Source organism: Komagataeibacter sp. FNDCF1 (assembly GCF_021295335.1).
Taxonomy (GTDB): domain Bacteria; phylum Pseudomonadota; class Alphaproteobacteria; order Acetobacterales; family Acetobacteraceae; genus Komagataeibacter.
In genome coordinates, this window is record NZ_JAIWOT010000001.1 from 1,820,543 (window position 1) to 1,839,724 (window position 19,182).

At 58.3% G+C, this 19,182-nt stretch carries 15 protein-coding genes and 2 pseudogenes; 9 read left to right on the forward strand and 8 right to left on the reverse strand.

The annotated features are described in order from the left end of the window. Window positions 1-4: 4 nt before the first annotated feature. From nirB to LDL32_RS08625, 4 genes are read right to left on the reverse strand one after another with little or no spacing between them, the layout of a single operon-like run. Complete coding sequence (gene nirB, locus LDL32_RS08610) at window positions 5-2,902, reverse strand: nitrite reductase large subunit NirB (RefSeq protein WP_087608913.1); 2,898 nt, start codon at window positions 2,900-2,902, stop codon at window positions 5-7. Between the two features lie 29 nt (window positions 2,903-2,931). After that, window positions 2,932-4,572 (reverse strand): alginate export family protein, encoded by a 1,641-nt coding sequence (locus tag LDL32_RS08615; RefSeq protein WP_233066046.1) that lies wholly within the window; start codon window positions 4,570-4,572, stop codon window positions 2,932-2,934. A 22-nt stretch (window positions 4,573-4,594) separates the two neighbouring features. After that, window positions 4,595-5,833 carry a nitrate/nitrite transporter gene (locus LDL32_RS08620; protein ID WP_370636758.1) on the reverse strand — a complete coding sequence of 413 codons (1,239 nt, stop codon included), beginning with the start codon at window positions 5,831-5,833 and terminating at the stop codon, window positions 4,595-4,597. Continuing rightward, on the reverse strand, window positions 5,820-6,656 hold the full coding sequence (locus tag LDL32_RS08625) for an IS5 family transposase (protein ID WP_048856220.1): 837 nt from the start codon (window positions 6,654-6,656) through the stop codon (window positions 5,820-5,822). Before LDL32_RS08625 ends, LDL32_RS08620 begins: the two co-directional genes overlap by 14 nt. Window positions 6,657-7,620: 964 nt before the next feature. Here LDL32_RS08625 and hmpA point away from each other — a divergent pair. From hmpA to LDL32_RS08640, 3 genes are all read left to right on the forward strand, one after another. Further along, window positions 7,621-8,829 (forward strand): NO-inducible flavohemoprotein, encoded by a 1,209-nt coding sequence (gene hmpA / locus LDL32_RS08630; protein WP_130732827.1) that lies wholly within the window; start codon window positions 7,621-7,623, stop codon window positions 8,827-8,829. A gap of 2 nt (window positions 8,830-8,831) precedes the next feature. Continuing rightward, on the forward strand, window positions 8,832-9,200 hold the full coding sequence (locus LDL32_RS08635; RefSeq protein ID WP_019092496.1) for a DUF488 domain-containing protein: 369 nt from the start codon (window positions 8,832-8,834) through the stop codon (window positions 9,198-9,200). A gap of 264 nt (window positions 9,201-9,464) precedes the next feature. Continuing rightward, window positions 9,465-10,413 (forward strand): IS630 family transposase gene (locus LDL32_RS08640; RefSeq protein ID WP_255673797.1). Its coding sequence is split into 2 segments (ribosomal slippage): window positions 9,465-9,805 and window positions 9,804-10,413, totalling 951 coding nucleotides; the frame shifts between segments, so codons are not numbered across the junction. Here the strand turns inward: LDL32_RS08640 and LDL32_RS08645 are convergent. Then, entirely contained in the window at window positions 10,385-10,822 is a 438-nt protein-coding gene (locus tag LDL32_RS08645) for a helix-turn-helix domain-containing protein (protein ID WP_233066050.1), read from the reverse strand. The genes LDL32_RS08640 and LDL32_RS08645 overlap by 29 nt on opposite strands. 434 nt (window positions 10,823-11,256) lie before the next feature. Between LDL32_RS08645 and LDL32_RS08650 the strand changes: the two genes are divergently transcribed. From LDL32_RS08650 to LDL32_RS08675, 6 genes and pseudogenes are all read left to right on the forward strand, one after another. Beyond that, a protein-coding gene (locus LDL32_RS08650; RefSeq protein ID WP_233066052.1) for an IS630 family transposase occupies window positions 11,257-12,314 on the forward strand; the annotation gives its coding sequence in 2 pieces (ribosomal slippage) (window positions 11,257-11,749 and window positions 11,749-12,314; 1,059 coding nt in all). A gap of 48 nt (window positions 12,315-12,362) precedes the next feature. Continuing rightward, window positions 12,363-12,539, forward strand: coding sequence for a hypothetical protein (locus tag LDL32_RS08655; RefSeq protein WP_019092498.1), 177 nt, complete (start codon window positions 12,363-12,365; stop codon window positions 12,537-12,539). Between the two features lie 50 nt (window positions 12,540-12,589). Continuing rightward, window positions 12,590-13,689 (forward strand): annotated as a pseudogene (locus LDL32_RS08660) (IS630 family transposase). 53 nt (window positions 13,690-13,742) lie between these two features. Further along, window positions 13,743-14,893, forward strand: a pseudogene (locus tag LDL32_RS08665) (IS1182 family transposase); the annotation flags it as partial. 71 nt (window positions 14,894-14,964) lie between these two features. Further along, a protein-coding gene (locus LDL32_RS08670; protein ID WP_233066054.1) for an IS3 family transposase occupies window positions 14,965-16,052 on the forward strand; the annotation gives its coding sequence in 2 pieces (ribosomal slippage) (window positions 14,965-15,226 and window positions 15,226-16,052; 1,089 coding nt in all). A 678-nt stretch (window positions 16,053-16,730) separates the two neighbouring features. After that, the gene (locus LDL32_RS08675; RefSeq protein ID WP_233066056.1) at window positions 16,731-17,027 is read left to right on the forward strand and encodes a hypothetical protein; all 297 of its coding nucleotides are present in this window, start codon (window positions 16,731-16,733) and stop codon (window positions 17,025-17,027) included. A gap of 168 nt (window positions 17,028-17,195) precedes the next feature. On the opposite strand, the gene LDL32_RS08680 is transcribed toward LDL32_RS08675, so the two are convergent. The 3 genes from LDL32_RS08680 to LDL32_RS08690 form a co-directional block, all read right to left on the reverse strand. Further along, a protein-coding gene (locus LDL32_RS08680; protein ID WP_198133929.1) for an IS630 family transposase occupies window positions 17,196-18,253 on the reverse strand; the annotation gives its coding sequence in 2 pieces (ribosomal slippage) (window positions 17,196-17,761 and window positions 17,761-18,253; 1,059 coding nt in all). Between the two features lie 122 nt (window positions 18,254-18,375). Further along, window positions 18,376-18,762 (reverse strand): type II toxin-antitoxin system VapC family toxin, encoded by a 387-nt coding sequence (locus tag LDL32_RS08685; RefSeq protein WP_019092504.1) that lies wholly within the window; start codon window positions 18,760-18,762, stop codon window positions 18,376-18,378. Next, a complete protein-coding gene (locus LDL32_RS08690) occupies window positions 18,759-19,004 on the reverse strand; it encodes a type II toxin-antitoxin system Phd/YefM family antitoxin (protein ID WP_019092505.1) in 246 nt (81 codons plus the stop codon). The genes LDL32_RS08685 and LDL32_RS08690 overlap by 4 nt, the downstream gene beginning before the upstream one ends. Between the last annotated feature and the right edge of the window lie 178 nt (window positions 19,005-19,182).

A 19,182-nucleotide genomic window follows, 5' to 3' on the forward strand; every position in this document is an offset into this window, starting at 1 on the left:
GGGATCAGGCCGGAATGGGTTCCGGCGTGGCTGTAGCCGTCCGGGCCCGGATCGCCACTTTCCCGTTTTCCACGCGGGCGTCCCATGTCCGCAGCCGGACGGCGGGATCTTCCAGGCACTGTCCGTCCTCCAGACGGAAATGCTGTTTGTAGAGCGGGGAGGCCACCACCACCTGTCCCTTCAGGTCGCCCATGATGCCGCGCCCGATTACATTGGCGTTTGAAAACGGATCATGGTTGTCGATCGCATAGACCCGGGCAGGCGCGCCCTGCGTTGCAGGCAGGTAGAACAGGGCAATCTGGCTTCCGTCATGCCAGGCTACGACACCTGATTTTGCCACCAGGTCATTAAGTCCGCACAGTTCGGTCCAGTCATGCGGGCCGGGTGATGCTACGGTTTCGGGCAGGTTTTCGGCTGGACGGACCTGATCGCGCTCGGGAATGGTGCGGATGTTCGGGTCGGGGCGGCTGTCATTGACGAAGGTGCGGAACCGCTTGAGTTTTTCACGGTCCGTCAGCGCGTCGCGCCACTCGCAGTGATAGTGGTCCACCACCATCTGCATCTGCCGTTCCAGTTCCGCGCAGATGCCAAGGCTGTCGTTGATGATGACATCCTTGAGGTAATCCAGCCCGCCTTCAAGATTTTCACGCCAGACCGAGGTACGCTGCAGCTTGTCCGCTGTCCGGATATAGAACATCAGGAAACGGTCGATGTATTTCACCAGCGTCTGTGCATCGAGATCAGTCGCGAACAGTTCCGCATGGCGCGGGCGCATGCCGCCATTGCCGCAAACGTAAAGATTCCACCCATTCTCGGTTGCGATCACCCCCACATCCTTGCTCTGTGCCTCGGCACATTCGCGGGTGCAGCCGGACACGGCGAATTTGAGCTTGTGCGGCGAACGCAGGCCCTTGTAACGGTTTTCCAGATCCAGCGCCTTGCCCACACTGTCCTGCACGCCATAGCGGCACCATGTGCTGCCAACACAGGACTTTACGGTCCGGGTGGACTTGCCATAGGCCTGCCCGGTCTCGAAGCCTGCTTCCAGCAGTTCAGCCCAGATATCAGGCAACTGGTCCAGTTGCGCACCGAACAGATCGATACGCTGACCGCCAGTGATCTTGGTATAGAGACCGTATTTCTTTGCTACCTGGCCCAGGACAATCAGCTTGTCCGGTGTGATCTCACCGCCCGCAATGCGGGGTACGACCGAATAGGTGCCGTTTTTCTGCATGTTGGCCATGAACGTGTCGTTCGTGTCCTGCAGCGGAATATAGAGCGGGTCCGTAATCGGCCTGTTCCAGGCTGATGCCAGGATGGAACCGACAGCGGGCTTGCAGATATCGCAGCCCAGCCCACCGTTGCCGTATTGCGCCATCAGGTCTTCAAAAGTCTGGATCCCGTGCACGCGGACAAGGGAATATAGTTCCTGCCGCGTGTAGGAAAAATGTTCGCACAGGCTGTGGTCCACCGCAATGCCGCGCGCTTCGAGTTCGGTCTCGAACACGTTCTTGAGCAGGCCCGAACACCCGCCGCAGCCGGTACTGGCCTTTGTGGACTGCTTCAGGGCGGCAATATCCGTACAGCCGCCTTCAATGGCGGTGCAGATCGCCCCTTTCGTCACGTTGTGGCACGAGCAGATCATGGCCGTATCGGGCAGCGCGTCAGCGCCCAGCAGGTCCGCTCCCTCCCCACGCGGCAGGATCAGGGCCGCCGGGTCTGCCGGGGGTTTGATGGCGTTCTGTACATATTGCACGATCGTATCGTAATAGGCGTTATCCCCCACCAGCACGGCCCCGATCACACGACTGCCATCATCCGAGAGCACAAGGCGGCGGTAGGACCCATCCACTTCCCCGATGAAGCGGTAGCTCCGACTACCCGGTGTCGCGCCATGCGCATCGCCAATCGAGCCGACATCCACACCCAGCAGCTTGAGCTTGGTGGACATGTCCGCACCGGTAAAGGCGGCTTCTTCCCCCGCTAGGGTGGATGCGAGCGTGCGCGCCATGGTGTAGCCCGGTGCCACCAGTCCGAACACCTGTCCGTTCCAGCACGCGCATTCCCCGATCGCGTAGATTGCCGGGTCGGATGTACGGCATTGCCCGTCTATCACGACACCGCCGCGCGAACCGATGGCAAGCCCGCAGTCACGCGCCAGCCTGTCCTGTGCGCGAATGCCGGCGGAAAAGACCACCAGATCGGTTTCAAGAAACGTACCATCGGCAAAGACAAGGCGGTGACGATGTGTCTCGCCCGCGGTGATCTGCTGCGTGGCATGGGATGTAAGCACTTCGATCCCCAGTGCCTCGATCCGCTGCTTCAGGGCCTGACCACCATCATCATCAAGCTGCACGGGCATGAGGCGCGGCGCGAATTCCACAACGGCCGTGGACAGGCCCAGCCCCGACAGCGCATTGGCGGCCTCCAGTCCCAGCAGGCCGCCGCCAATGACCACGCCGTGCGACGCGCCATCTGCTGCGGCCCGGATCATGTCAAGGTCATCCAGCGTGCGATAGACCAGCCCCGCTGTGCCCGTATTGCCTGGAACCGGCGGCACGAACGGCGTGGAACCAGTGGCAAGGATCAGCGTGTCGTAGGGCAGCGGGCCTTCGGCGCTTTCCACCATCCGGGCCGCGCGGTCGATGCGGGTCACCCTGACGCCACGGTGCAGGGTCAGGCCGTGATGGGTATGGAAATCATCCACATGCAGGCGCAGCGCCAGCGCGTCGCGTCCGCTCATATATTCGGTCAGGTGCACACGGTCATAGGCATCGTGAAGTTCGTCACCAAAAATGTGAATCCCGCAGTCCTCATGCAGACCATGCGCCACAAGCTGTTCGGCACAGTAATGGCCAACCATACCGTTGCCGATGATGACGATGTTTCGCGTTCCGGTCATGTTCGTTTCCCCTGTCGTACAATCGGCTGTCAGAATTTGAATTCCATGGTCTGCATGTAGAATGCCCCGTCCTTCGCCCCCGCACGATGCATGCCCTGCGATGCGACGAAGCCTGCGATATCGTGCGTCCATGTCCAGTGGGGCGCGAAATTCCACGCAAGTTGTGTCTGGGGCGTGGTGCCAATGAACCCGCCCGAAAGCCCGTTGCGCCAGCTATAGATCTTGCCGGTGCCATACACTGCATCCTGCGTGCTTTCGCGCCAGAAAACGGGAACATGCAGCTTGAGATGCAGGTTTGGCAGCGGGGCTGCCGTAATGACCGGCCCGATGCCGACCAGGTTCTGCGATGTCAGGGCCAGTGTCACGTCATTATAATACGGCAGCGGGAAATAGGGCGTAGCAAATGTGCCGACCGCGCCGTCCTGACTGTGATAGGACCCGCCTGAAAACAGGTCGCCCTGCAAGGCAAGGGATGGTTTTGCTTTCAGGCCCTTCGCCGTCCACCCCAGTGTCCCGTTAACGGCATAGGCCCGTACCGGGCGTGTTGCTCCCCCGCCGGCGGGACGGAATTCGCCGCCCTGGAACACGCCCGTCAGGCTGATATCGAAGGGGCCGACATTCCCCCACACGCGTGCACCGATATTGTCGCGGCGGGTCGATCCGGCCTGCGTGCCCGTTGTGGTGGCCAGCGCCGCCGATGCACCGTTGAACAGGTAGCCAATGAAGAACACATCAGCAAAAACCTGGCTTTTCTGCCCCATGACCGAAAATTTCGGCAGCGCCGTGGACGTATAGATCCCATACATCCGGGCGTTGTAGTTCGTGCCGTCGGCAAATACGTTACGCGGTAGCTTGTTGGTCTGCATGAAATCGAATAGGTCCAGCCGGAAAGATTTCCACACCGCATAGCCACGGAATCCATCCCACGATTGCTGGGCATTGGTCAGGTCGCGCGCAGACTGCATGGTAACGGGAGCATCGAGAAAGATTTGGCGACCGCCGATCACGCCCATCCGTGCCCCCAGCATCCTGCCCTTTACCTCCAGAATGCCCTGCTGGAGATCCAGCCGTTCGCGCTGCACCCCGGTCTGGTAACCATAATAGTTCGATCCCCCCGCTTCGCCCCACAGGAACTCGGCATAGGCGCGGACATGTTCACCCAGGTGCAGGGCGGCGCCATACTGGCTGCGCAGCAGCACACGGCTGGCATTGGTCTTGCCGGCGGTCCCCATCTGCGGCTGGTTTTCAAAGGCATAGCGCAGCCGCTCCTCCCCATTGATGGACAGCCAGATATCGCCTTTATCTGTCAGGGGAATGTATTTCAGGCGGTTGAACCAGTCATTGCGGCGCTGTTCAGGGGGTGTATTGACAATATCGCTCCAGTCCTCGGCCCAGCGCGCCTGGCCAAAACCACCCACGGTGCCGAACCCGGCGGCGGCTCCCTTGCCTGCGTTGAAGACACCCCAGTCAGGGCTGTGCGGCAGGGCAAGGCGGTGGATGGCCGCCTTTTCAGGCGGACGGGACGCGGTTGGCAAGATACCGGTTGCCGTGACACCCGCGGCGGGCGGAGTATCGGCATGGGCCGCATGCCCGGCAAACAGGCTGGCAAGAACGGTGGTAAAGCCGACCGTAAGCGAAGCGGGCCGGAGCACGTCGGAAATACAGGTCACGGGATACGTTCCTGATCTGATTTTATGAAGAGGCGGCCGCATCGGCTTCAGCCGACATCCGGGGGCGTTCAGCCGCCCAGCGGCGGCGGCACACGCCAACACAGGCAAACGCCACCAGCGCAACCCCGGCAAAGCCCAGGAAGCCGGGACCGTAAGAACCCGTGGCCTGACGCGCGGCCCCCAGCGATGACGCCAGATAGAACCCGCCTACCCCGCCGCTCATGCCCACCAGCCCGGTCAGGATCCCAACCCGGCTGGGAAAACGCGTGGGCACCAGTTGAAACACCGCGCCATTGCCCAGACCCAGCACGAGCATGCCTAGGAAAAAGGCCGGGAAAGCCAGCCAGATCGTGGGCAGGCCAAAGCCGATCACGGCAAAGATGGCGACCGCAAGCGCGAACAGGATGCTCAGGGCACGCTCGCCCCCGATCCGGTCGGCCAAGGCGCCCCCCAGCGGACGCACGAAAGACCCGACAAACACGACCAGCGCCGTGCAGCTTCCGGCCATGGCGGGCGGCAGACCATACTGGTCATTGAAATAGATGGTCAGGAACGAGGCAAGCCCCACAAAACCGCCGAATGTCACGCCATAAAAGAACATCAGCAGCCAGCAGTCGCCGCTGCGCAGGACGGGTAGCCACGTCACCAGGCCACCACTGGAGCGGCGCTGCGGCGGTTCACTGGCTAGGAACACAAAGGCGACCAGCACGGCGGTCAGCGGCAGCGTTGCCAGTCCCAGCACATTGACCCAGCCATAAAGCACGGCCAGACCGGGCGCGAACAGCGAGGCGAGCGCCGTTCCCGAATTGCCGGCCCCGGCAATGCCCAGCGCCGTGCCCTGATAGTGTGGTGGATACCATGCAGAGGCGAGCGGCAGCGCAATAGCAAACGACGCCCCAGCGACACCAAGCACAAGTGCAACCCCGAACAGTGCGCCATAGCTGTGTGGCGCGATAAGCCATGTCAGGGACAGCCCGGCGATAACAAGAAGCTGGGCGCCAATCGCGACCCGTCGCGGCCCGAAATGATCGACCAGCGCGCCCGCCAGCACACGCAGGAGCGCACCCGCCAGAACCGGTGTCGCGACCAGCAGGCCCTTCTGACCTGCATTCAGATGCAGGTCGTGAGCAATCGAAATGCCCAGCGGGCCAAGCAGGACCCACACCATGAACGAGACATCGAAATACAGGAACGCCGCAAGAAGGGTACGCGGGTTTCCGGCTTTGAGAGCCCGATCCGAAAGTTTTTCAACCCTGACAATGCCTTGCTGTCCGTCGTGTGAGCATTCGGATTGAGGCGATCAATGTCCATGCGGTTGAGGAAGCAATGGATTGTTCCCAATCTTTGGCGAGCCGCCTGCATCGTCCCAGCCATGCGAATGTCCGTTCCACCACCCAGCGACGCGGCAGGATCTGAAAACCCTTCACCGTATCGGACCGCCTGATGATTTCGAGGGTCCATTTTCCCATGGAGGCGAGCGCGGATCGCAATTTGTCGCCAGCATAGCCGCCATCAGCGAAGATGTGGCGCAGCCAGGGAAAGCGCCTGCGTATCGCTGCCAGAACATCAACGGCCCCATCACGGTCCTGGATATCAGCGGCATGAACGAGGAGAAAGATCAGGAAGCCGCAGGTATCCGTCACGATATGGCGCTTGCGGCCCTTGACCTTCTTCCCCGCGTCATAGCCCGAAATCCCGCCGCTTTCCGTGGTTTTCACCGACTGGCTGTCAATCACGCCCGCGCTCGGAGAGGCGTCACGTCCCTCGATCTCGCGCAGGCTCATGACCAGCACCGTATTCATGACCTCGAACACTCCGGCATCACGCCAGGCGTAAAAATAGCGCCTGATGGTCGAGACCGGCGGAAAGCATTTCGGCAGCAGACGCCACGCACACCCGGCCGAGGCTATGTAGAGCATCGCATTGACCACCTCGCGCATATCCGTCGTGCGCGGACGACCGCCCCGTTTCGCCGGGGGCACAAATGGCATGATCAAAGTCCACTCCCCGTCCGTCATGTCCGATGGATATCGCAATCTTTCCCGGCTATACTCGCGCCGGGCAATACCAGTCCATGTCACCATTCACTCCATCTCTCTGCAAAGACGGATGAATCACAACAGGCTGGTATTGTTCAAAAACTTTCGGATCGGGCTCTGAGGAATCCTGTGTCCACGTCATCGCATCCAGTCCCCATCCATCAGGTGTGACGGAGACGCCTTTATTCAGGCACGGAGACCATCGTTGGCCGCCCGGGTGTCGTCGTGATCGTTTGTGCCATTTCCACGTCGTTCACCGCCATTGATGAACGCGTCTTTCAGGAAACCTGTCTGGTATTTAATTGCACGCGGAACAATGCGATGTCAAAACATTTTTCTCATGTTGTCATGGCAGAATCATATGAGCCAAAGCTGTCGTCCCAGAAAATATACCTGCCGAACCGCGCAATTTCGAGACATTGCATAAAAAGATCGTGGCAGGGGATCGCCGTGACCGGCGAGACGGTTTTTGCGTAGATACCACTTGCACGATCGCCCGATCGTTAGAGCGTGCATTCCGGGAGCGCTTCGCCACCGCGTAAGTGGCCGATCGGACACCCATGCCGCCGCCACCTTCAAGCAAGGCAACATATGGGCGCATGGTTGGACCGATCCCCGAAACCAAGAACGCCATGCACTTCCGCTGGCTTGGATTTACGTCCCAAGATCCGTTCCTGCACACCGTCGCGGTCCACGAATACTCCCGCTTGTGCCCACTGGCTGGCCGGTCATTTGAAATCACCCTGCTGCAAGGATTATGCGGACGGCATCAGGCCATCAACCTGTAAGCAGGCTTCATGCCGCTGAGTGGGAAACGGATGGAGCATGTTCCCGATACGCTGGGCACTGGAGCACCGCGTACGAGATTATGCAGATGTTTTCGGACCACCCAACAAAACGACCCATGCATAAAAGGTATGCGTGGCCATAAAGGTATAAAATATTGACATCTTTAAAGACATCCAGAAAGATATTCCTAAATATATATCTTTAAGAAAGATCGGAAAAAATGGCGTCACCTCTGGATGACAAGACCCGCAGCATCATCAAGGCCTGCGTGCCCGCGCTGGAAGCACATGGTCTGGCGATAACGACGGAAATGTATCGCCGCCTGCTGGCCAATCCAGATATTCGCGATCTGTTCAACATTTCGCACCAGAAGGACGGGGAACAGCCAAAGGCACTGGCGCTTGCAGTGCTGGCCTATGCCCGCAATATCGACAACCTTGGTGCCATGGCCGGTGCGGTCGAACGCATTGCGGAAAAGCATGTCGGGCTGAACATCCTGCCCGAGCACTATCCTTATGTTGCCGATGCCCTGCTGGGCGCCATCGCCCATGTTCTGGGGGATGCGGCAACCCCCGATATCATGGATGCGTGGGGCAAGGCCTACTGGTTCCTGGCTGAAATCCTGATCGGGCGGGAAGAACAGATTTACGTGGCCCATGCCGCGGCCCCCGGTGGCTGGGTTGGCTGGCGTCCCTTCCGTGTCAGCCGCCGCACGGTGGAAAGTGAGACCGTTACCTCCTTCGAACTGGCGCCCGTCGATGGCAAGCCCGTCATGCGCCATGTGCCGGGGCAGTATCTCAGCTTCCGCCTCGACGTGCCGGGATATGGCTCGGAACGGCGGAATTACAGCATTTCTTCCGCACCCGGTTCACAGTCCTACCGCATCAGCGTCCGTCGCATCGACAATGGCGTGGTATCCGACTGGCTGCATGACAGCGTGCAAGAGGGCACGGTGCTGCAGGTTTCCGCTCCGGCGGGTGATTTCACGCTGGGCAACCCGGCCCCCGCACCCATCGTATTCCTCAGCGCGGGTTCTGGCCTGACGCCATTCATTTCCATGCTGGGCGCGCTGGATGCGGCTGCGGCCACGGGCGTGCGTTACATCCACACCACCCGTACGCCCGCAACGGAAGCCTTTGGCCCCTATATCCGCGACCTTGCCGCAAAGGGCATGCTGCGCGCCGATCTGTTCTACAGCCGCGCTACACCGCAGGCAGCACAGGACGCCACAGGCGTCACCACTCACGCAGGCCGCATGACACCAGCATGGCTTACGCACGAAATCGACCGGTCCGCGAGCTATTATATCTGCGGTCCCGACAGCTTCATGCGTGATGCCATCGCCACGCTGAAGGCGGGTGGCGTGCCCGAAAGCCAGATCCGTTTCGAATTCTTCGGTTCCGCGGCGGATGCGGCCCTGGTCGGATAGGCATGGCGCACCCCATCCATGTCAGGCGGGTTTATGACCCGCCCGCACCCGATGATGGCAGCCGCGTGCTGGTGGACCGGCTGTGGCCCCGTGGGGTCAGCAAACAGCGCGCTGACCTGACGCTGTGGCTGAAAGATATCGCGCCCAGCACCGGACTGCGGCAATGGTTCGGGCATGACCCGGCCCGGTGGGACGGGTTTCAGGAACGCTACAGCGCGGAACTGCAGGCCAATCCCAATCCGGTGCAGCAGTTGCTGGACATGGCGCGCGCCGGTCCCATCACCCTGCTGTATGGCGCGCGTGACACGCAGCATAACGAGGCGGTTGTACTGGCCGCCTACCTTCATCGCCTGCTGGACCACGCGTGCTGAACGATACCGCCATTTCCTGTGTCAGCACGGCAGAAGGCATATCCCTTCGACCCGAATGGTCGCGGGTTGACGTGCTCCCCATTTTGTATCCACCCAAAATGAAGAGTTCCCGGTTTTCATGTCTCGAGGTTGATGAGAAGACAAGGGACGTTCGTGTGCAGGTCTTGCACTTAGAGCATAATCCGATCTAATAGGTTCATTTTAAGATTCCCCTACTGGTCGAAATCTGATTCATACTATGTGCCGGTATGGAGGCCGACCCGTATGACCCGAGCCCTGTCTGCTGACCTTCGCCGCCGCACGATTGCGGCTGTTGCCTCTGGCATGACCCGTCGTGCGGCGGCGGTTCGTTTTGGTGTGTCTTCGTCGAGCGTTATCCGCTGGGTTGCTGAGTGGCAGGCCAGCGGTCGTGACCATGCGCTTAAACAGGGCGGTGATCGCCGTTCTCACCGGATTGAAGCGTGGTCAGCCTTCCTGCTGGCCGCGATTGAAACAAAGGCCGATATTTCCCTTGTCGAACTGGCGGAGACACTTGCAGCGGAACACGGTGTCCGCTTTGCGCCGAGCACGATCTGGCGCTGTCTCGACCGTCACGACATGACCATCAAAAAAAACGGCGCACGCCAGCGAGCAGACACGGCCCGACGTCGCACAGCGGCGCGAGGCCTGGTTTGACAGTCAGCCTGACCTTGATCCGGCCCGTCTGATCTTCATCGACGAAACAGCCGTCTCAACGAAGATGGCCCGCCTGCGGGGGCGGTCACAACGGGGCACGCGCTGTCGGATGTCCGTGCCCCACGGGCACTGGAAAACCACGACGTTCATCGGCGGGCTGCGCCTCTCCGGCATGACAGCACCGATGATGCTGGACGGCCCAATGACCGGCGAATGGTTTGCCGCCTATACCCGCAAGGTGCTCGTTCCAACCCTGTCGCCGGGAGACGTCGTCATTCTGGACAATCTGCCCGCCCATAAAGGAGCCGTTGCCCGCGAGGCTGTGGAGGCAGTCGGCGCCAGGTTGTTGTTCCTGCCGCCCTACAGTCCTGATTTCAACCCGATCGAAAACATCTTCGCCAAAATGAAGGCGTGGATCAGACGGGTGGCACCGCGAACCCTCGACGCTCTTCAAAATACCGTCTGTGAAGCAATTGACGATATCTCTCATCGCCAGGCCGCTGCGTGCTTCACCGCCGCTGGATATGAACCAGACTGATCGGATTATGCTCTAGGTGGTTCCTGACGCTCCGCATGAGGAAACGCGCGGCCTGTGCCACCTGATGAAGCGCAGAAAGGACGATCTCGTAGGCGTTTGATGTCCTGACGCGCTTTCCCAGGGCCTGGTCATACACGTAGCGCGGCGTGTGCTTCACAATGCCCAGGGCATACGCTCGGTTCAGGGCATTGATAACGGTTCGACGACAGGCCCCAGACTTCTCGGCCATCGCCTCATGGCTGGGAAACATGGCCCCATCGTCGCCCATGAATTCTGGCAAAACAGCCAGCGCATGAGCCTCGCCAAGCGTTAGCTTACCTTCCGAACGGAAACGCCGAAGCACGGCCTGAAACCGACGAATGATCTGCCATTTTGTCAGGGGGCGGGAAGTCTTGGAAGCGATGGTCATTGTCTATCCTCACTCGGACTGACCATCTTCTCTTGAGGGAACCACCCAGTTTGGGCTATCGTTCTCTCGGAAAGCTGGCCCGTCCACTTGTACTGGCGGGTCAAGCTGAAAGGTCGGAGTTCGCGCTCCGGCCTTTCGCCGTTTCTGGGGCCTACCTTTCGCCCTTTCCCGAAAAAAAGCAACCTTGCCGAACCTTCATTCGGGGATCGCTAAGGCTCAGCCTTGGCCGCTGGAAATTCGTGAGATTTCCGCGCTCCGCACGACAAACCAAAAGTTTGTATAAGTGCGCCCTTCTGGATTTGGCACCAAACCGGCGCACGGCAAACGAAAGTTTGTGTAATACCAACCATTGTTTGGCCTGACTCACGGGGTACCCATCGGTTTAAAAATGTGATTCACAGGATGCTGACCATTCTCTGAAGGAGGCATTCTGGATGGGCAGCCCTCTGTCCCTGCGTGACGATCATGATAGTTCGGAGTTACGACGCCTTGCGCGCAGAAGCCGGCATGCGGGTCAGTCGCGTCGCCTGCTGGCGCTTGCGGCGATTTATGATGGCGCCTCACGCGGCGAGGCGGCCCTGCTTGCCGGGACAGACCGTCAGAGTATCCGTGACTGGGTGGTGCGTTTCAATGCGGATGGTCCGGATGGCCTTGTGGATCGTCATGGCGGGGGACAGAAAGCCCGCCTGACACAGGAGATGCTGTCTGCCTTGAAAACCCGGCTCGAAGAAGGACCCATCCCTGCGGTGCATGGTGTTGTCCGCTGGAGACTGTGTGATCTCTGCGGGTGGCTGCATGAGACCTATGGCGTCAGCCTGTCGGAAACGCGTCTGGGTCAGATCATACGCCGCGAGGGGTTCCGTCTGCTGACAGCCCGGCCACGGCACTATCGCCAGGATACAGAAGCCCAGGACATTTTTAAAAAGAGTTCCCCGGTGTCATGGCGGCGATCAGGTCCAGACATCCCGGAAAAGATATCGAAATCTGGTGGTCTGACGAGGCGCGGATCGGCCAGAAAACGAAGCTGACCCGACGGTGGGCGAAACGGGGCACCCGGCCCCGGGCCGTTGCTGACCTGCGCACCAGATCCGCGTGGATTTTCGGGGCCATCTGTCCTGAAAAGGGAGCGGCCGCAGGCCTCGTGCTCCCTGTCTGCAACCTGCACGGCATGCAGCTCCATCTCGCGGAGATTTCACGCACGGTCGCGCAGGGCGCTCACGCCGTCCTCATTGTGGATCAGGCCGCATGGCATACCAGTCAGAAGCTGGATGTTCCCTACAATATCACCATTCTCCCGCTGCCTCCCCGGGCTCCTGAACTGAACCCGGTGGAAAATCTCTGGCAGTTCCTGCGCAATACATGGCTCTCAAACAGGATCTTCAGAACCTATGACGATATCGTTGATATCGCCTGCCATGCCTGGAACCAGCTCGTCGATCAACCATGGCGCATCATGTCAATCGGACTGCGCAATTGGGCTCATAGGTTATAGCAATCAACGGTTGGTATAAGTGCGCTCTTCCGAAAAAGGGACGATCGGATGAACAAACACCGCCTGATCGAATTCGATTCTGTCGAAGCCGCTCGTGAACCAGATATGCAAAGCGTGCTTTTGGAAATGGCGAAAGAAGATGGAAATGCCGCGGGCATAGAACACGCTCTGAACATCATCTCTGCGGCAAACCAGAAAAACAAATCTGCTCTTAAAAAGCTCTAGTGTCCTGATCGAGAAGTTTATATGATTATCCTGATGGCAGGGGTAATCGAATGGGACGTGTAGCGGTTGCGATTGAACTGACGGCATTGGAGCGTCAGGAACTGGAATCTCTGGCAAGGGCGCGCAAGACGGGCCAGGCGCTTGCGCGGCGAGCCCGTATTGTCCTTGCCGCAGCCGATGGGCATGAGAACAAGGCGATCCGTGACCTGACGGGCGCGGACATCAACACGGTTGGCAAGTGGCGCCGGCGTTTTGCAACGGACCGTCTGGACGGGCTTTACGATGAACCCCGGCCGGGGACACCACGCTCGATCGGCGACGGGGAAATCGCGGAGACGATCCGCCGGACACTGGAAGAAACCCCGCGCGGTGCTACGCATTGGTCGCTGCGCTCGATGGCACAGGCCGTGGGATATGCACCGTCAACGATCCATCGCATCTGGAAAGCGTTCGGGTTACAGCCGCATCGAACAGAGACCTTCAAACTGTCGAACGACCCCCTCTTCGTGGAGAAGGTCCGCGACATCGTTGGTCTGTATAGGCACCGCCGGAGCGTGCGCTGGTACTGTGCGTGGATGAGAAGAGCCAGATCCAGGCGCTGGATCGCAGCCAGCCCATGCTCCCGATGCGGCCCGGCCAGGTCGAGCGGCGGACACATGACTATACCCGCCACGGTACGACCTCACTGTTCGCAGCTCTCGACATTGCCACCGGCACCATCATTGGAAAGTGTTATCCGAAGCACCGATCCACGGAATTCCGCAAATTCCTTGACCAGATCGAAACCAATGTGCCGACTGACCTCGATATCCATCTGGTGATGGATAACTATGCCACCCACAAGACGAAGCTGATCCGTGACTGGTTGGCCAGGCGCCCGCGCTGGCACGTTCATTTTACGCCGACCGGGGCCTCATGGATCAATCAGGTGGAGCGGTTTTTCGCTCTCGTCACTGAAAAGCAGATCAGGCGCGGCATTCACCGTTCGACCGAAGCCCTGGAGGCCGACATCAGGGCTTTCATCGCCGTCCATAACGAACAGCCCAAGCCCTTCAAATGGACCAGATCCGCCGACGACATCCTGCAGGCCGTCAAGCGATTCTGCCTCCGTACTACCAAAATCAGCGAAACTTCAGAATCAGGACACTAGCAGCCTGTCGGGTTGGGTTACCCTGTGAAGGGGTGAGGTTGTAAGGTGGTGAGATGAGCAGCTTCATCCCGTTTGACTGGTCTCAGCCGTATCTTCTGCCTCCTGATCTGAAGTCGTGGCTTCCTGCTGACGATATGGCGCATTTCATTGTCGCAGCCGTTGAGCGGGTTCCGATGAGTGCGTTCTGCGTGCCAGTGCGCACGGGTGGCAAGGCACAGTACCATCCGCGTCTGATGTTGGCCCTTCTGATCTTCAGCTATGCGAACGGGTTGTTTTCCTCACGCCGGATCGAGCGGGCGACATATCGCGACATCGGGGTACGCTTCGTGGCGGCGAACCTGCATCCGGATCATGATACGATTGCGACCTTCCGCCGGACGAACCGGACAGCCATTGAAGCTGCATTTGCGCAGGTCCTGCTTCTGGCGCGCGAGACGGGTCTGCTGCGTCTGGGTGTAGTATCGATCGACGGCACGAAAATTGATGCCGACGCTTCGAAATACCGTTCCCTGCGCTACGACCGGATCAGGGCGCTGCGCGAACAGCTGGCGGTGGATATCGCGAAACTGATGGACCAGGCGGAGCACGCAGATGCCACAGACAGCGATCCGCAGGCATTGCCGGAAGCGCTTGCCCGACGGGAAACACTGAAAGCGAAGCTGGACGAAGCCTGCGCCCGGCTGGAAGCAGAGCGGCGCGATCGGCATACGAGAAAAAGAAGGCGGTGTATGACGCAAAAACAGGGCGTCGCGGCCGGGCGCCCAAACCGCCCGATGATGAACCACCACCCGACCGGCAGATCAGTCTGACCGATCCCGACAGCCGCCTCATGCGGCGCTCGGACGCCCATGAATTCCGGCAGGCTTACAATGCCCAGGCCGTGGTCTGCGCCGAAGGCAGTCAGTTGATCGTGACAACCGACGTTGTCGCCACGTCAGCGGATGCGCCGTCCTTTGCCAGCACCGTGCTGTCGATGGAACACACGATCGGTCTCCCAAAGACAGTGCTCGCCGACACCGGTTACGCCAGCGGGCAGGCGGTCCGGGACCTGCGGAAAAAAGGCATTGATCCGCTGGTCGCCATCGGACGTCCCTGTGCCCGCAGGCCATATGATTTCCGGCCACCTCCTGAAAACACGGAGCCACGCCGGATAACCGAACCCTGGCGGCTTGCCATGAAGGACAGGCTGGAAACAACAGAAGCCGGGTAATCCCCCCATAAAAAGAGTGACTTTTGAATGAGAATTTTCTCAGCGTAAGAATTGAGGAGATTCTGATGAAGAGTGATCGCTTTACTGACGCACAGATCATGGGTGTGATCCGCCAGGCTGAGGGCGGTGTTTCGGTTCCTGACCTGTGCCGGGAGCATGGGATCAGCAACGCCACGTTTTACCGGTGGCGCGCGAAATATGGCGGCATGGATGCTTCGATGATCAGTCAGATGAAGGCTCTGGAAGAGGAGAACCGTCGGCTGAAGCGCATGTATGCGGATTTGAGCATGCAGACGGATATCCTGAAGGAAGCCCTTGGAAAAAAATGAAGCGGCCAGCCCAGCGCCGGGAACTGGCCGCACAGGCTGTGGCGCATCATGGGGTCAGCATTGCGCTGGCCTGTCGGATTTTTGGGATATCCGAGACCTGCTTTCGCTATCGTCCGCGACTGGCAGCGGAGAACGACAGGATTTCCGCTCTTCTGGTGGGACTGACCCAGGCTCACAGGAGATGGGGATTTGGTCTGTGTTTCCTGTATCTGCGCACTGTGCAGGGACAGCTCTGGAATCATAAGCGGGTTTATCGGATCTATCGGGAACTGGAGTTCAACCTGCGGATTAAACCCCGCAGGCGTCTGGTTCGCGAAAAGCCTGAAAAGCTGTCGGTTCCGGCCCTTCCCAACAGGGTCTGGTCCATGGATTTTATGGCGGACAGGCTGATGGATGGACGTGCTTTTCGGCTCCTGAACATTCTGGATGACTTCAATCGTGAAGGACTGGCGATCGAGGTTGATTTTTCCCTGCCAGCCTGTCGGGTTGTCCGCTGTCTGGAACAGGTTATGGAGTGGCGTGGCAGGCCAGAAGCCATCCGAATGGATAATGGCCCTGAATATGTCAGTCATACGTTGGTTTCATGGGCCGAAAAACAGGGGATTACCCTGATCTATACGCAACCGGGTAATCCGCAGCAGAACGCCTATATTGAACGCTACAACAGAACTGTCCGGCAGGAATGGCTGGAGCAGTATTTGTTTGAAAGCATTCAGGACGTGCAGGAGGTCGCAACACAATGGCTCTGGACATATAACCATGACAGACCCAACATGGGGAACAGCGGGCTAACCCCCGCCCAGAAACTAAAAACAGCTGCCTGAATTCTCATTCAATGCCCCACTAAAAATGGGGGGATTACCAATGAGCACATGTCACTGTTCCTCTTTGGGAGAACCATTCTGCGGCACATGCTGCTGTGCCAGATCTGAAATATCAAAAGCACCTATACCACTCTCTCAAACATCTCCCATCTGAGAAAAACCGAAACGGCCAGACCGTCCCAAAATACATCCACACAACCGTTTTCAAGATCACCGTTCACAGTTCTGTCCTGCGGGTGTTTCTGGGTCTTCACCTTTTCCTCATTCCATATTTTTTCGTCACATGTGGTGGTTTTCTGGTGGTTTCTTGGTTGTTTTTTGGTGGCATCTCCCTTCAGGAAAATATGTGGTGATTTTTTGGTGTTTTTCTGGTTGTTTTTTGGTGGTTTTCGCTTTTTGCGGGTTTACTCGCTCACGCTCGCTAAGAGAGGACGCTGTTTTCTGCATAAATGGGTGTGGGAAAGGTCTTTTTTCTGCTCTGTTCTGACGGATTTTGCTCCTTAATCTGGCTATACACATAACGCAGTTCTCCGAACTGCGTAACTCATTGAAAACAAAATACTTTGTGCAGCCTATACATTTTATGTGTCGGACGCGCGTCCGACATTTAATTGATTTTTTGGCTGTTTTCTGTAACTATATGTCCGACAAAATGATGTACATTGAACTGGAGCCGTTATGCGCGAGCGTAAATACACGGTGAGATTTACCGAAGACGAAGCAGAGTGGCTCCAGGAGGTTGCTCTTGATGGCAACGTGTCTGGCTATATTCGGGACGCTGTTTTGAGACAGTCCAAAAGTGACCGCAAACTGGTCAACATGAACGATCAGCTGGTGTATCTCGGTCAAAATATGAGGGTGGTGACTGATCTGCTGAATGACCTTGACCGTAAGGTTTCTGGCAAACCCACAATGCCGGAAACAACCAGCTCTGAGGAGGATGGTGGCATCCCAGACGAGCTGATGGGTATATAGTGCTGGAAATCCTACTACTGACACGCGCGAATTCAGATAGGCAGGATATCCGTATGGCACAGGGATCGGTTGAATATGCCGGATTGCCAGTGTGGGAAGGCAAGAAGCGCTCCCTAAAAACCGGATAATCTGAACTTCATCTCAACACATAATACCAACCGTTGATTGCTATAACCCATGAGCCCAATTGCGCAGTCCGATTGACATGATGCGCCATGGTTGATTGACGAGCTGGTTCCAGGCATGGCAGGCGATATCAACGATATCGTCATAGGTTCTGAAGATCCTGTTTGAGAGCCATGTATTGCGCAGGAACTGCCAGAGATTTTCCACCGGGTTCAGTTCAGGAGCCCGGGGAGGCAGCGGGAGAATGGTGATATTGTAGGGAACATCCAGCTTCTGACTGGTATGCCATGCGGCCTGATCCACAATGAGGACGGCGTGAGCGCCCTGCGCGACCGTGCGTGAAATCTCCGCGAGATGGAGCTGCATGCCGTGCAGGTTGCAGACAGGGAGCACGAGGCCTGCGGCCGCTCCCTTTTCAGGACAGATGGCCCCGAAAATCCACGCGGATCTGGTGCGCAGGTCAGCAACGGCCCGGGGCCGGGTGCCCCGTTTCGCCCACCGTCGGGTCAGCTTCGTTTTCTGGCCGATCCGCGCCTCGTCAGACCACCAGATTTCGATATCTTTTCCGGGATGTCTGGACCTGATCGCCGCCATGACACCGGGGAACTCTTTTTAAAAATGTCCTGGGCTTCTGTATCCTGGCGATAGTGCCGTGGCCGGGCTGTCAGCAGGCGGAACCCCTCGCGGCGTATGATCTGACCCAGACGCGTTTCCGACAGGCTGACGCCATAGGTCTCATGCAGCCACCCGCAGAGATCACACAGTCGCCAGCGGACAACACCATGCACCGCAGGGATGGGTCTTTCTTCGAGCCGGGTTTTCAGGGCAGACAGCATCTCCTGTGTCAGGCGGGCTTTCTGTCCCCCGCCATGACGATCCACAAGGCCATCCGGGCCATCCGCATTGAAACGCAGCACCCAGTCACGGATACTCTGACGGTCTGTCCCCGCAAGCAGGGCCGCCTCGCCGCGCGAGGCGCCATCATAAATCGCCGCAAGCGCCAACAGGCGACGCGACTGACCCGCATGCCGGCTTCTGCGCGCAAGGCGTCGCAACTCCGAACTATCATGATCGTCACGCAGGGATAGAGGGCTGCCCATCCAGAATGCCTCCTTCAGAGAATGGTCTGCATCCTATGAATCACATTTTTAAACCGATGGGTACCCCGTGAGTCAGGCCAAACAATGGTTGGTATAAGGGGCGCGGCGCGTACGAATATCGTTCAAACAGCTTCGATAGGACCCGGATAAGCCTGCACGAGAGGATCATGGGTCAGCAGAAGCAGCCCTTCCACCATCGCCTGAGCCACAAGAATGCGATCAAAAGGATCCCGATGCACATCTGGCAGTTGTCCTACTGCCAGAGCATGCTGGCTGGTGATCGGTAACTCCTCATAGCCATTTTCGATCAGGCCGCGCCGCAACAGATAGGGATCAACCTGGAAGTCTGCACGTACCAGTCCCACCTTGATGGTGACTTCCCATAAACTGGCAGCACTGAAAACCAGAATATTATTCTGATCGTCAATCAGGGTTCTCGCACGCTCTGACAGTTTGTCAGGCTCTCCTGCGGCCCAGAGAAGCAGATGGGTATCCAGAAGCAGCTTCATGCCGAGCCATCGAACAGAGAAATGATGTCCTCCTGTCCCATGCGATCAAAATCCTCTGGCACCCGGATTTTTCCCGTCAAAAAACCCAGACGCCGTTGCTGTTGTTCTTCAGGAGCCGTAATCGGGCTGACCCGCACCATCGGCCGACCGGCTTTGGCAATGATGAAGCTTTCCCCTTTCATGGCCGCATCGATCAACCGGGACAAATGGGTCTTGGCTTCATGAATGTTGACTGTGCGCATAAGAGAAGCCTCCTCATCTTCTACAACAAGACTTAGTCATATGAGTCTAGTCTATCAAGGACTAAGTCTTCTCTCTTCAGAAAATCTGATGGCGCATTTGATGACAATATTCCGACTGGCGATACCGTGATACGTCACGTAAACGCGAAAACAATGGAGAGTGATGAATATCGACAGT